A 13,771-nucleotide genomic window follows, 5' to 3' on the forward strand; every position below is an offset into this window, starting at 1 on the left:
TGATGGAAAGTTCCGCAGCACTGCCGCTGACGCGGGAGCATCTCGACTGGCCGTTTTTTGACAAAGCTCATGCCGATTGGGCCGCAAAACTGGATGCCTTTGCTCAAAGCCCGGCGTTGGCCGATGTCGATCACAGCGACACGGACAATGCCTGCCGCGCTTTGGTGAAAGCGCTGGGCAAAGCCGGGCTGCTGGAAGCAGCCGTCAGCCTGACGGGCGGCGAAGGGATCGATTCCCGCAAACTTTGTATTGCCCGCGAGACACTGGCCTATCACGATGGTCTTGCCGATTTCGCCTTTGCCATGCAGGGCCTTGGCACCGGCGCGATCAGCCTCACCGCATCGGACGAGCTCAAGCAGGCCGTGCTACCGAAAGTGGCAAGCGGCGAATGGATTTCGGCCTTTGCCCTGTCGGAAAAACTGGCAGGGTCCGATGTGGCGGCGATGAGCTGCGCCGCTAAAGCCGACGGCGATGACTATGTGCTCGACGGTGAAAAGACCTGGATTTCCAATGGGGGCATCGCCGATGTCTACACCGTCTTTGCCCGCACCGGCGAAGCGCCCGGCACGCGGGGCATTTCGGCCTTTGTCGTGTTCGCCACCGATCCCGGCTTTTCCATCGCGGAGCGCATCGATGTGATTGCGCCGCATCCGCTGGCGACGATCCGCTTCGACAACTGCCGTATCCCGGCCTCGCGCCGCCTCGGCGCGCCGGGCGAAGGCTTCAAGATCGCCATGCGCACGCTTGATATTTTCCGCGCATCGGTTGCGGCAGCAGCGCTTGGCTTTGCGCGTCGTGCAGCCAGCGAGGCGCTGTCCCATGCGCGGTCGCGTCCGATGTTCGGCGGCGCTTTGGCCGACTTGCAGCTGACGCAGGCCACGCTTGGCGACATGGCGACCGATATCGACGCCGCAGCACTTTTGACCTATCGCGCGGCATGGCGGCGCGACGTTCAGAAGCTGAACACCACCAAGGAAGCCGCCATGGCCAAGATGGTTGCGACGGAAAACGCCCAGCAAACCATCGACAAGGCCGTGCAGATGTTTGGCGGTCGCGGTGTGAAAAGCGGCGAAATCGTCGAGCGGCTTTATCGCGAGATACGCGCACTTCGCATCTATGAGGGCGCAACGGAAGTGCAGAAACTCATTATCGCGCGCGAACTGCTGAAGGCGAATTAACGCCTGCCCCCGCACGTATTTTCTGGAGACACAACATGCATAAGACACTGCAGCCGCAAGGCTGGGCCCGCCCCATCGGATATGCCAATGGCGTTGAAGCGCGTGGGCGCACCGTCTATATCGGCGGCCAGATCGGCTGGAACGAACAGCAACAGTTCGAGACCGACGATTTCGTCGAGCAGACCGAGCAGACATTGAAAAACATTGTCGCCATTCTGGCGGAAGCTGGCGGCAGGCCGGAGCATATCGCCTCCATGACCTGGTATTTCACCGACAAGGCTGAATATACCGCCAATCTGAAAGGCATCGGTCGCGCCTATCGTGATGTGATCGGCAAGCACTTCCCCGCCATGGCGGCGGTGCAGGTTGTCGCGCTGGTCGAAGACCGGGCCAAGATCGAAATACAGGCTTTTGCCGTTATACCGGACTGAGACCGCCATGACCGATAGAAGCGAATTCTCCGCCGCTGTGACAGGCACGGTTGTCGATGGCATTCTTGTCGTCACGGTCGATAACCCGCCGGTCAATGCCACCTCCGCCGAGGTGCGCAAAGGTTTTGCCGCAGCCATTCGCCATGCGTCAGAAGACGCGGCGATCCGCGCTACCGTGCTGAGCGGCGCTGGCAAGATCTTCATCGGCGGGGCGGATATTCGCGAATTCGGCAAGCCGCCGGTCGAACCGACATTGCCGGATGTCATCACGCTCATCGAAAGCGCTGACAAGCCCGTGGTGGCCGCAATCAACGGTCCCGCTTTGGGCGGCGGACTGGAGGTTGCACTTGCCGCTCACGCGCGGATCGCATCGACCAGCGCATCCTTTGCCCTGCCGGAGGTCAAGCTCGGGATCGTGCCCGGCGCTGGCGGCACGCAGCGCCTGCCCCGATTGATCGGACCGCTGGCAGCGCTCGACATGATCGCCACCGGACGCCAGATCGCCCCGGACGAAGCGCAGCAATTGGGCCTCATTGACCAGATATCGGTCGGCGACCTTGTGGCCGACGCCATCGCGCTCGCCAATGCGCTGATCGGCAAGCCGTTGCGTCGGACCGGCGATCTGTCGGTTACCGCGCCGGATGCTACAGCCTTTGAACAAGCCAAGGCCAAAATCCTGAAAAAGGCACGCGGCGCTACGGCTCCCGGCGAAGCCGCGCGGCTGGTGCAGCTTTCCACAACGGCCTCTATTGCCGAAGGTCTGGCCGAAGAACGCGCAACCTTCATCCGCCTGCGCGACAGCGAAGAGGCTGCCGCCTTGCGGCATCTGTTCTTTGCCGAACGCGCCGCTGGAAAAGTGGACGGCATGGAGGCAAAGCCTCGTGTTCTTTCCAGTATCGGCATCGCCGGAACCGGCCTGATGGGATCGGGCATCGCCGTCACCTGTCTTGCTGCTGGTTACAAGGTCATCGGCTATGAAACGACTGCAGAAGCCGCCGCCAAGGGCCATGCGCGGATCAGCGATATGATTCAGAAGGCTGTCGATACCGGCAGGCTTTCCGCTGAGGCCGCTGACGCCCAACGCGCGAAGCTGTCCGTCAGCGCCGACATGTCCGCACTGGCCGATGCCGATCTCGTCATCGAAGCCGTCTTCGATGATTTCACCGTCAAGGCCTCGCTGTTCCGCGAGCTTGACGCGTTGCTGCCTGCGGCAACCATTCTGGCGACCAATACGAGCTATCTCAATCCGGATGAGCTGGCCGCCGTCACCAACCGCACCGACCGGGTGCTGGGGCTCCATTTCTTCTCGCCAGCCAATATCATGCGGCTTCTGGAAGTGGTGCGCTGCGCGGAAACGTCCGATGAGACGCTTGCAACCGGCATCGCTTTTGCCCGCAAGATCAAGAAGCTGCCCATCGTCACCGGTGTCTGCGAAGGCTTCATCGGCAACCGGATGTTTTCGGCCTATCGCACGGAAGCCGAGAAAATGCTGGCCGAAGGCGCCTATCCCGAAGATATCGATCGCGCCATGGAAGCCTACGGTTTTCCGATGGGGCTTTTCGCGGTTTACGACATGGCCGGGCTGGAAATCGCCTGGGCGCGGCGCAAGAGAGCGGCGGCAAGCCGTGATCCGAAGCTTCCCTATTTCGACGTTGCCGACAAATTATGCGAAGCCGGGCGTTTTGGCCGCAAGGCTGGCCTCGGCTGGTATCGCTATGCGGATGGTGTTCGCACAAACGATCCGGACGTCCACGCATTGATCGATGATTACCGTGCGCGCAACGCCATTATTCCTCGCAATTTCAGCGATGAGGCGATCATGCAGCGTCTGCTCGCCGCCATGGCGCATGAAGGGCAAGCCCTGCTTGAAGAAGGCATTGCGCGCCATTCCGACGATATCGATCTGGTTCTGGTCAACGGCTATGGCTTCCCGTCGATCAAGGGCGGACCCATGTTTGCAACAAGTGATCAGGCAAAATAAAAACCGGCAGGCGGGAGACGGCTTATTCGTCTTCCGCTCCGGAAAGATGGTTTCGCACCGACTTCTTCAGCGGATCGAGATCGGCCAGCAGGGTCTGGATGATATCGTGATCGACATCGGCCATCATTTCCCGCAACCAGCCTTCATGGGCTTTGGCCATCTGGCTGAACACCGAAATGCCCTGATCCGTCAGACGGGCCACCGTGACGCGACGATCGGCGCCCGGCGTCTCACGTTTCACCAGACCTTCGGTTTCCAGCCGTTCCACCAGACCGGTGACATTGCCATTGGTTACCATCGTGCGGCGTGACAGTTCCCCCAGCCGCAAGCCTTCCGGCTCGCGATAGAGCTGCGCCAGCAAATCGAATTGCGGCAGTGTCGCGCCGAATTCATTGCGCAGACGCCGCCGGATTTCCTGCGAGACCAGCTTGGTGGTGGACAGCATGCGCAGCCAGAGACGCAGTTCCGGCTTTTCGCTTTCATGATCGTCGCTGACTATGATCTCGAAATCCACCGACACGCCCATTTCCTTTATTCAAAGCACGCTGGTCAGGCTCAGGAATCGAGCCAAAATCCGTGCTCTAAGAATCGCGTTTGCCGGAAAATATTTCAAGCCTTAAATAAATTGTCCAAAAGCTCTGCGAAAGACCGCGAAACGTCCTTTTCTCCGGGCAGAAAACGACCTCACTGCCAAATTATTTCTAAATGCATATATTTCTTGTTGTGGCGCCCCATTCCGGCGCCGCAAGGAAAGCCCGCTTAAAAAAGATTTCACGGCAATTTGTGATGTTTATCGGCGCATGAGAACCGCTTAAATACTTGCAAAGTCATATGATATTGCATAGCCTTCTCCTCAAGGCTCAAAGAAGCCATTGCACAAATCCGCAGCTCCACCCACACTGGGTCGAGAGCGGCAAAGACGAGGGAAACTATGAAAGAGACATCCGTTCTCACCGGACTTGCATCCGCATTGGTATCGCAATCGATCAAGGTCGTGGATATTACCGCGCCGCTCGGGCCCGATACGCCAGTGCTTTATCTGCCGCCGCAATTCGGCAAAAACACTCCGAATGTGAAGATCCACGAGATCAGCAAATACAATCAGGACGGTCCGTTCTGGGCGTGGAACTGGATCGAACTTGGCGAACATACGGGAACGCATTTTGATGCTCCCTGCCATTGGGTCACGGGCAAGGACCACGCGAACAACACGACCGACACCATCCCGCCGCAGAACTTCGTCGCGCCGGTCAATGTGATCGACCGCTCTGCGGAAGCAACGGCCAACCCGGATTATCTCCTGACGGTGGAAAGCATCCAGGAATGGGAAGCCGAGCATGGCGAGATTGAAGCGGGATCGTGGGTAATCCTGCGCACCGACTGGTACAAGCGCAACGGCTCCACCGAGACATTCCTGAATGCCGACGAGAATGGCCCGCATTCGCCCGGCCCGACTGCGGAAGCGATCCGCTATCTGCTCTCCAAGGGGATCATCGGCTGGGGTCAGGAAACCATCGGCACCGATGCCGGTTCGGCAGGCGGCATGACCCCGCCCTTCCCGGCGCATCACCTGCTGCATGAAGCCAATCGCTATGGCCTTGCAAGCCTCAGCAATCTCGACCAGCTGCCGGCAAAGGGTGCGATCCTGATAGCCGCGCCTTTGAAATTCGTCGCTGGTACGGGATCGCCCGTGCGCGCATTGGCGCTTGTTCAGGGCTAAAGCTTCCAGCAAGCAATGAATAAGAGAGCGGTTCCGATGTTTCGGTTGGAACCGCTCCAAAGCTTAAGAGCCTGAATCAAAAAGCAGCATGTGTGTGCGAAAATGGTGATTTTCGAGGACCGGAGCGGAGCGTACTTAAAGGTACGTGAGCACCGGAAGCCTCGCATAATCCCGAAAAGTTGCAGATTTTTCGGTTCAGATTATGCGAAAGCAAATCTCAAATTGCCATTTGCAGCCACACAGGACGACTTTTGGAACAGGCTCTAAGATTGCCGTTCCAGATAGGGCAGTTCACGCGGCCGGATCGTGCTGGCCAGCGTATTGATGCGCAGCATGGCGCGTTCGTGCGAGATTTGCAGATGATGCACCAGCGCGCGCTGTGCCCCCGCCAGATTGTCGGACTGTAGACACGTCACGATTTCAAGATGTTCCGGCAGAAACGGCTCGGACGCAAAAAGCCCCGATGTCCACTGATACAGGAAATGATGCGCGACGAGCAGCGTCTGTGGCAGCCGGACCGCCTCGAGCAAGGACGCGCTGTCGCAATGGCCGAGAAGCTCGACATGCAGTTCCTGTTCCAGCCGGTCCAGCGTTTCGCCCGCGACCAGCGGAGCGGTGACCGCTTCGTCCAGATTGCGGCGAACCCGCGCCAGAAATCCCTCGGGCAGACGCGGCAGCGCCTTTTCGAGCGCCAGCGGCTCCAGCACCCATCGCAGTTCGAACAGATCGTGGATGTGCTTGTCGGTGAGCGCCGGTGCGAACCAGCGCCCGCGCTCGTCCTTCTGGATGACGCCGCGCTGCTGTAACCGGGCCATGACGTCCTGCGCCACAGTACGGCTGACGCCATAATGCTTGGCCAAGGCCAGCGCGTTGACGCGCCAGTCGGCCAGCGATGTGCGGGCGAAAATCTCGCTTTCGATTTCGGTATAGATGAGCTGCCAGCTGGGCATGAACTGCATGCGGCTGTCGGCGCTTTTCCTGACAAGCGGGTCGCCGTTCGAACTGCCAGACTGGCGCGATCTGTTCGCCGCTTCTTCGGCAATGGCATAACCGCGCCCCTCCGCCTTGCGAATGAGGCCGCGCTGTTCCAGTTCCGCCAGCGCCTGCCGCGCCGGAACCCGGCTGATGCCGAACAATTCCGCGACCCAGCTTTCCGTCAGTCGCTTGGTCGTTGGAATGGCGCCATTGGCGATATCCGCCGCGAGACTGTCACGCGCGCGCTGGTAAAGTTTAGGTGCGATGTTACGCATCATGTCATTTTTCCTCCCCTGAATGCGTCCGGCTTCTTGTTATTTTGTCCGGTTTATCCCGATACCCACAGGCATGGTGCCTCCTATGTCGGGATCGATGAGCCCACATGCAACCCATTGAGTCCAATATGATTTGCGGACTGATGTTTATCCCCCTGAACGTCCCGTGGACGCGCCCATAAATGCCGGTTTTCCTCCCTAATATATCTCGGATTGCGTCTCCCAAAAAATTCGTATAGTGCATGCACAATACATTATGGCCGGAGGAGTTTCATAGTGCAACAGGCAGTTGACCAGGCGGCGTTCTCGCTCGCCTCACTTGAACGGTTCTGCCGCGAGGTTTTTTCCGCATGCGGTGCCAATGATGCAACCGCTGACGCGGCGACGCGCGCGATGATGCACGGCACGCGCTACGGCGTGGATAGCCACGGCGTCCGCCTGCTCGCGCATTATGTGACCGCTCTCGTGGGCGGTCGCGTCAACAAGACGCCCAATCTCAAGGCAGTGCGCAGTTTCGGCGCCATTGAAACGCTCGACGCCGACGATGCCCATGGCGCGCTGGCAGCTTATACCGCCATGGATCGCGCCATCGCACTCTCCGATCAGTTCGGCATCGGCGCTGTTGCCATTCGCAACAGCTCGCATTTCGCTGCCGCCGGAGCCTATGCGCTGGAAGCGGCGCGACAGGGCCGCATTGGTATCGCCGTCTGCAATTCCGACAGTTTCGTGCGCCTTCATGATGGTGCAATGCGGTTCCACGGCACCAACCCGATTTCGGTCGGCGTACCCACCACCGACGAAAATCCGTGGCTTCTGGATATGGCCACAAGCTCGATCCCCTATAACCGCGTGCTGCTCTATCGCAGCCTCGGTGTTGAGCTGCCGCAGGGCACCGCCTCCGATCTCAACGGTGTGGATACGCGCGATGCGGAAGCGGTTGAAATGCTGGCGCCCCTTGGCGGCGAATTCGGCTTCAAGGGCGCAGCATTGGCCGGTTTTGCGGAAATTCTCAGTGCCGTTCTGACCGGCATGAAACTCAGCTTCGATATTGCCCCTATGGGCGGCCCCGATTTCTCCACGCCGCGCGGCATGGGGGCTTTCGTTCTGGCGATCAAGCCGGAAGCCTTTATCGAACGCGATGTCTTCGATGCGGGCATGACCCGTTATCTCGAAACATTGCGCAATTCACCAGCCCGCGAAGGCTGCACCGTCATGGCTCCCGGCGACCGCGAATGGCGCGTTGCCGAAGAGCGCGAAAAAAGCGGTGTAACCATCGATCCGGTGACATGGCAGTCATTCGGTGAAATGGCTGAAAAATACGGCGTGACCTTGCCCGCCTGACCCAGCCGGTCATAAGCGCAAAACCAAACCGTCAGGGCGGTTACAGCACTGCAAACGCTCTGACCATCATTCGAACTGCGAAGACGTATCCCGGGAGGATATTGGGAATGAACACATCAAACAAGGCGCCATTCGGCGCCAGCCGCTTCCGGTATTTCATACTTTTCATGTGCTTTATCGGCATCGCGATCAACTATCTCGATCGCGCCAATATGAGCGTGGCGCTGCCCTTCATCGATTCCGAATTGGGCCTCAACCTGACCAACACGCAGAAGGGCCTCATCCTTGGTGCCTTCTTCTGGGCCTATGACGGCATGATGCTGTTTGCAGGCTGGATCACCGACAAGCTGGGCGCGCGCAAGAGCTTTTCGCTCGCCGCCGTCTGGTGGTCGGTCTTCACCGCCGTCACGCCGCTTGCCAACAGCTTCTGGACCTTCTTCACCGTCCGTTTCTTCCTCGGCGCGGGTGAAGCCCCTGCCTATCCGGCAGCGACCAAGGCGGCTTCGCGCTGGTTCCCGAGAAGCGAACGCGCTTTCGCAACCGCTGTGATCGATTCCGGTTCGCGCGTCGGCACGGTTCTCGCCCTGCCGATCGTGACCTCGATCATCGCTTTTGCGACCTGGCATTATTCCTTCGTCATTCTGGGTGCTGTCGGTATCGTGTGGGCGTTCTTCTGGTACGTCACCTATCGCGATCCTTCTGAACATCCGCGCGCCAATGATCTGGAGCGCCAGTACATCATCCAGAACGGTGCCCGCACCGATGATAATGACAGCGCAGAAGCACAGAAGATCCGTTGGGCCGATCTGTTCCGCTATCGCACCGTCTGGGGCATGATGCTCGGCTTCTTCTGCCTGAACTTCGTCATCTACTTCTTCCTGACCTGGTTCCCGACCTATCTGAAGACCGCACGCGGCCTGAACCTCGCTGAACTTGGCCTCTATGGCATGATCCCCGGCCTTGCCGCCGTCGTCACTGCCTGGATCGCCGGCCTTCTGGCCGACCGCGCCATCCGCAACGGCGCCAATGTCACCACGGTTCGCAAGATCGTCATGGTGGGCGGCATGCTGGGCGGTGCCGCCATTCTTCCGGCAGCGCTGGTTGAATCGCTGTATGCAGCTTTGTTCTTCCTGGCGATTTCCTATAGCAGCCTTGCCATTGCAGCGACCGCGATCTGGTCCCTGCCAGCCGACGTTGCACCAAGCTCGCGCCATGTGGCTTCCATCGGCGGCATCCAGAACTTTGCTTCGAACATCGCGGGCATCATCAGCCCGTTCCTGTTCGGCTTCCTGCTGGATCAGTTCAACGGCAGCTATACGCCGTCCTTCCTGATGGCCGCCATCATGGCCGTTGTCGGTGCATGCTCCTATGCATTCATCGTCGGTCGTGCAGAGCCTCTGCCGATCCTTCCTCCCCGCTCGTAAGATCATCAGCGAGCGCTGACTGAAAAAGCCCTCATCCGGGTCATCCGGGTGGGGGCTTTTCTATTTGATAATCACGAACGCAGCGCCGAGGCCGGGCTCGTGCGCAGTGTGAGAAGTGCCGGAACCAGAGACACGATGGCTGCAACGAGAATAAAGCCACCAGCGCCGTAAAGGTCATCCACTGAAAATTCGACAGGCATTCTCACAGCCGTTGCCGCCGTCAGCCATGCTGTGATGACATGCGCGGCAGCGTAGCCGACAGCGACGCCCAGCACGATGCCGAGCACCAGCAGGAAGAACAGCTCACCCCAGACAATCGCCACCACCGCACTGACCGGCGCACCAAATGCCCGCAAGGCACCAATCTGGCGCTTGCGCGCACCGATATGCATGACCGCAACCAGCAGCAGCGCGAAAACGACAATCACCTGCGTGCCGATGGCAATTCCGAGCAAAAGTTTGCGCGCATCGCCCAGCGTAGAATAGAGCCGCGTCAGCACTTCCGCCGGAAAGATCGATAATGTCGTATCGGACCTATATTCCTGCCGAAGGCGATAGGCATCAGCAATCGTCTTCGGCTTGACCAGAACCGCCGGAATGCCGGGGCTGCTGGCATCGAACTGTTCATCGAGCGGCGCATCGACATCGATCCGGGCATCGTGAATATGGGTATCGTTCGGCCCGATCACCGCGAGCGAGCCTTGCGCGTTCTTCACAGCCGCATCTTCGTGGTCGTCATCATGACCGCCCATGCCGTGCAATTGCCACACCGCACGAATGGGAACGAGGATCGCGCGATCCCACGCGGTTCCCGTCGGAGCCATCTTTCCGCTGACGTGATAGCTCAATTCCGCATGGGCGTGACCGCCCGTTTCCACCGTGCCGTGCATCGGATTAACCCGACCGCCGATCGGCAAATCCACCGCAGACCCGATAACCGCCTCACCCAGCCGGGCAAAAATAGCGCCTTCCGCCAGTACGGGCGACAGGGCTGCAATCAATTGCGTCGTTGTCCCGACAATGGGAAAGCCCATCGCGCTATCGCCAAAGCCAATCGGCGCAGCGAAAGCGACACGCGGATCAGCAGTAAGCTTGCCAAGCATCGCGCCCGACATCAGCGGCAAGGGCGATGGTTGCAGGAACACCGATGACAAGGTCAGCTGGGTGTCGCTTCCAGCCGCCCCCACGACCAGATCGAATTTCTCCGACGCGCGCGCCGTGCCGAGACGCACAGCCCGCTCCTGCAATGTCACCACCGTGCTCAGGGCAACGGACAGCGCCAGCAGGATAATCACCGCAATGGCTCCGCTCCAGAACCGGCGCAGATCGGCAAGGATGAAAGCGATCATGTCGTGCCCTGCCCCGCAGCGTCTTTCGTTATGCGGCCACCCTCCAGAAAAATCTGCCGCCGCAGGCGCTTCATCAATTGCGGATCATGCGTGACGGCAATCAGCGTCGCCCCCTGGGCGCTCGCGAGCTGCACCAGAAGTTCTGCGATTTCCGCGCCGGTCTTCTGATCGAGACTGGCGGTCGGCTCGTCGGCAATGATGACCCGCGGCGCGGGAAACAGCGCACGTGCAATGGCGACACGCTGCATCTCGCCACGGGAAAGCGTTTCGATATGCTGGTCGGGCCGTTTAATGCCAACTGTTTCCAGAAGCTCCAGCGCCCGTTCGCGCCGCACCGGCTTGACTACCCGGCTCAGTTTCGCGGGCAGCAGGACATTGGCAATGGCCGACAAGCCCGGAAAGAGATGAAAATCCTGCATGACGAGCCCGATATTGCGAGCCCGGAACGCGTCACGCTGAAAAGCCGACAGGCTGCAGAATGCCGCGCCGTCCCACATCACCTTCCCCGTTTTGACGGCCTCAAGCCCGGTGATCGCGTTGATCAGCGTGCTTTTGCCAGACCCCGACGCGCCTGCGATTGAAAGATGCTCGCCTTGCGGCAAATGGAAATTCTCAATGGCAAGCGCTGGCTCACGGAGGCCGGGAAAACGCACTTCCAGCGCGGAAATATCCAGCGAAAGGCCGGAACCATGGTCAGTCGGCATGTCAGACCGTTGTGAAGGAAGCATCGCGCATGCGTAGCTGGCTAACAAATCCTGTTTCAGGATCGGTCCACGACCCATATTCCAGCGTGCCGCGCGTGAGGATCGGCGCGTTGAACTGCACGAAAGTCTGCTTCGCCGCGAGATAGACCACGACGATATTGTCCGGCCAGTCGGAATCCGACGAGCAGAACGGGCAGATCGACATTGGTATCTCGGTTAGCACAAAGAAATTGGCTTCCGCCTTCAAGGGCGGCGCCATGAAGCCGCTGATGGCAACCTGCTTTCCAGCGGACTGTTTGACCTGATCAGAAAACTCAAGGCCCAGCACGCCGAAACTCTTATAGAGATTGTTGAAGCCGAGTTGCTCGGCAGCCCGCGCCTGCGGGATAGCTGTCGCCAGCGGCATGGCCAGTGCGCCAAGCATCACTTGTCGGCGGCTAAGATGGTTCCGGTTGAACATCGGACGCTCCATCAATTGCGGACAAGCGGCGCGAGCCGCCTGCCCTGTTTCAGGATAAGCCTTCCTATTCGGACTTCGGCTTGCCAAGAGCAAAAGCATCGGCAAGGACGCGATACACATCGCTCTGTTCCATATAGCCGCGCAGCCCTTCAGAACCCGGACCCGTCGCCTGAAGGACGATATCGTCTACCGCGTGAACGCCGGTATCCTCGTCTTTCGGGATGTTGCCCTGCACGAAGACCGCGCCCGGCACATCCTTATAGGCTTCATTGGCGACATACTCGCCCTTTTCGTTCTTGATGGCCGGAACGAACGGATCATCCAGCTTCGGCCGGAAGGTTTCATAATGATCCGGGCCGTTATTGGCAGCCATGAACAGGCGGCGCGAAACGTCCACGCGATCCGGATAGCCGTCTCCGTCCTTGTCCTCATAGTTCGGGAAACCAGCCGCATCATAGGTGCCAACCTTGGCGCGCATTTCATCGCCCGGCTTGTCATCATCGACCGTACCGATAATTGCCACGCCATGAGTGTGGTCGCCGGTCACGACGATCAGCGTATCCGGGTTGTTCTTGGCGAATTCCTGCGCCACACCGACAGCCTTGTCGAACTCGATCGTGTCGACCAGCGCCCGCTCCCAATCGAGCGGATGGCTCATCTTGTCGATCGAAGCGCCTTCCACCATCAGGAAGAAGCCGTCCGGGTTCTTGGAGAGCTTGTCGAGTGCCGCCTTGGTCATGTCGACCAGGCCCGGCTGGTTCGGGAACTTGTCGACAGTGCCCTTCTTCAGAAAGTCGCGATCCAGCGTCACATCCATATTGCCGGTGTGAAACAGGCCAAGCAGGTTCTGCTGGTTGGACTGCCCGGAAGCGGCCAGCTCGTTCTTGTCGGTAACGATGGCATAACCTGCGTCACGGAACAGCTGGATATAATCCTTGTCGTCCTTGCGCTTGGAGCCCGGAACATCCTTACTCAGGAAATAGGCCGAACCGCCGCCCAGAAGCACATCGGGCCTCACATCGTAGAACATGCCGACAATGTCTGCCTTGTCGGAACGCTTGCGCGTGTGGGAAACCAGCGCGGCAGGCGTTGCATCTTCGACTTCTGACGTGGAAACGATGCCGATGGATTTTTTCGTCTGGCGGCGTAGCGCTTCGCCGATTGTTTCGACCTTCGGGTCATCCTGACTCGCCGGAGTGCGGTCAGCATAAACGCCAAGCGCGTTCACCCGCGCTTTGTGGCCGGTCATGTAAGCCGACATGGTGTTGGCGCTGTCGGTCGCAATCGAATGGGTCGATGACGTGCCGATAAAGGCAACCGGCGGAACATCATCCATATTGAGACGGCCATTGGCCTTGCCACCCGCCATGCCCTTGGACATGATGCGCGCGCCGGTGCGATGCGCGACCGAAAGACCATCGGCCACCAGGAAGATGATGTTCTTGGCTTTCGCTTCTGTCGCGGTCGGGTACACATCCCAGGTGACGGCCTTCGTCTCGTCGCCAGCCGAGATTTCAACCTTATAGGCGCCCGGCTCTGCAATTTTCAGATCGCGCAGAATGAGGGCTGAGCCGAGAACCTTGTCCTCGCTCCCCTTTTCTTCCGCAACGAATTCTGCTTTGGCGCCAAACACTGTTTCGTAATCCTTGCCGTTGACGGTCACCTTGACCTCTTCCGGCTTCACCACCTTGTCGAGTTCCACTTTGAAATCGAATGGCGAGCCGACCAGAATCGTGGCCCTGTCGAGCGGATAGATATCGGCGGCATTGGCGGCGCCGCTCAAAATTGTTGCGGACGCGAGAGCGAGCAAAAGCTTGCGCATGTTGGAAATCCCTTCCTACAAAGTGTCAGGTTTCCATAAGCAAGCTAGATGACGCGCATATAACGGTTTTGCATTTGTGATCGGAGGCCCACAAAGGCCCGCTTCGACGGC

General features: G+C 59.3%; 12 protein-coding genes. 6 read left to right on the forward strand and 6 right to left on the reverse strand.

From position 1 onward, the window contains the following. Positions 1 to 2: 2 nt before the first annotated feature. The 3 genes from ABWW11_RS18370 to ABWW11_RS18380 are packed head-to-tail and all read left to right on the forward strand — an operon-like array spanning position 3 to position 3,590. A complete protein-coding gene (locus ABWW11_RS18370) occupies positions 3 to 1,178 on the forward strand; it encodes an acyl-CoA dehydrogenase family protein (RefSeq protein ID WP_109366834.1) in 1,176 nt (391 codons plus the stop codon). 35 nt (positions 1,179 to 1,213) lie between these two features. Continuing rightward, positions 1,214 to 1,609: a RidA family protein gene (locus ABWW11_RS18375; protein ID WP_010659199.1), complete on the forward strand. Its 396-nt coding sequence runs from the start codon at positions 1,214 to 1,216 to the stop codon at positions 1,607 to 1,609. A 7-nt stretch (positions 1,610 to 1,616) separates the two neighbouring features. Continuing rightward, a complete protein-coding gene (locus ABWW11_RS18380; RefSeq protein ID WP_109366833.1) occupies positions 1,617 to 3,590 on the forward strand; it encodes a 3-hydroxyacyl-CoA dehydrogenase NAD-binding domain-containing protein in 1,974 nt (657 codons plus the stop codon). 22 nt (positions 3,591 to 3,612) lie between these two features. On the opposite strand, the gene ABWW11_RS18385 is transcribed toward ABWW11_RS18380, so the two are convergent. Then, positions 3,613 to 4,116: a MarR family winged helix-turn-helix transcriptional regulator gene (locus ABWW11_RS18385; protein WP_371830821.1), complete on the reverse strand. Its 504-nt coding sequence runs from the start codon at positions 4,114 to 4,116 to the stop codon at positions 3,613 to 3,615. A 405-nt stretch (positions 4,117 to 4,521) separates the two neighbouring features. On the opposite strand from ABWW11_RS18385, the gene ABWW11_RS18390 reads away from it, so the two are divergent. Continuing rightward, complete coding sequence (locus ABWW11_RS18390) at positions 4,522 to 5,310, forward strand: cyclase family protein (RefSeq protein ID WP_121538418.1); 789 nt, start codon at positions 4,522 to 4,524, stop codon at positions 5,308 to 5,310. 263 nt (positions 5,311 to 5,573) lie between these two features. Here the strand turns inward: ABWW11_RS18390 and ABWW11_RS18395 are convergent, their stop codons facing one another. Beyond that, positions 5,574 to 6,563, reverse strand: a complete 990-nt coding sequence (locus ABWW11_RS18395) for a GntR family transcriptional regulator (RefSeq protein ID WP_109366831.1) — start codon at positions 6,561 to 6,563, stop codon at positions 5,574 to 5,576. A 273-nt stretch (positions 6,564 to 6,836) separates the two neighbouring features. On the opposite strand from ABWW11_RS18395, the gene ABWW11_RS18400 reads away from it, so the two are divergent. After that, a complete protein-coding gene (locus ABWW11_RS18400; protein WP_109366830.1) occupies positions 6,837 to 7,901 on the forward strand; it encodes an Ldh family oxidoreductase in 1,065 nt (354 codons plus the stop codon). A gap of 107 nt (positions 7,902 to 8,008) precedes the next feature. Further along, complete coding sequence (locus ABWW11_RS18405) at positions 8,009 to 9,325, forward strand: MFS transporter (protein ID WP_109366829.1); 1,317 nt, start codon at positions 8,009 to 8,011, stop codon at positions 9,323 to 9,325. A 71-nt stretch (positions 9,326 to 9,396) separates the two neighbouring features. Here the strand turns inward: ABWW11_RS18405 and ABWW11_RS18410 are convergent, their stop codons facing one another. The 4 genes from ABWW11_RS18410 to ABWW11_RS18425 all read right to left on the reverse strand — a co-directional run bounded on the left by ABWW11_RS18410 (position 9,397) and on the right by ABWW11_RS18425 (position 13,660). Then, complete coding sequence (locus ABWW11_RS18410; protein ID WP_109366828.1) at positions 9,397 to 10,674, reverse strand: ABC transporter permease; 1,278 nt, start codon at positions 10,672 to 10,674, stop codon at positions 9,397 to 9,399. Beyond that, positions 10,671 to 11,378, reverse strand: coding sequence for an ABC transporter ATP-binding protein (locus ABWW11_RS18415; protein WP_109366827.1), 708 nt, complete (start codon positions 11,376 to 11,378; stop codon positions 10,671 to 10,673). Before ABWW11_RS18415 ends, ABWW11_RS18410 begins: the two co-directional genes overlap by 4 nt. 1 nt (position 11,379) lies before the next feature. Next, positions 11,380 to 11,838: a hypothetical protein gene (locus ABWW11_RS18420; protein ID WP_121538412.1), complete on the reverse strand. Its 459-nt coding sequence runs from the start codon at positions 11,836 to 11,838 to the stop codon at positions 11,380 to 11,382. A 64-nt stretch (positions 11,839 to 11,902) separates the two neighbouring features. Next, a complete protein-coding gene (locus ABWW11_RS18425; protein ID WP_109366825.1) occupies positions 11,903 to 13,660 on the reverse strand; it encodes an alkaline phosphatase in 1,758 nt (585 codons plus the stop codon). Between the last annotated feature and the right edge of the window lie 111 nt (positions 13,661 to 13,771).

Source organism: Brucella sp. NBRC 113783 (genome assembly GCF_040372265.1).
In the GTDB taxonomy this organism is placed as follows: domain Bacteria; phylum Pseudomonadota; class Alphaproteobacteria; order Rhizobiales; family Rhizobiaceae; genus Brucella; species Brucella teleogrylli.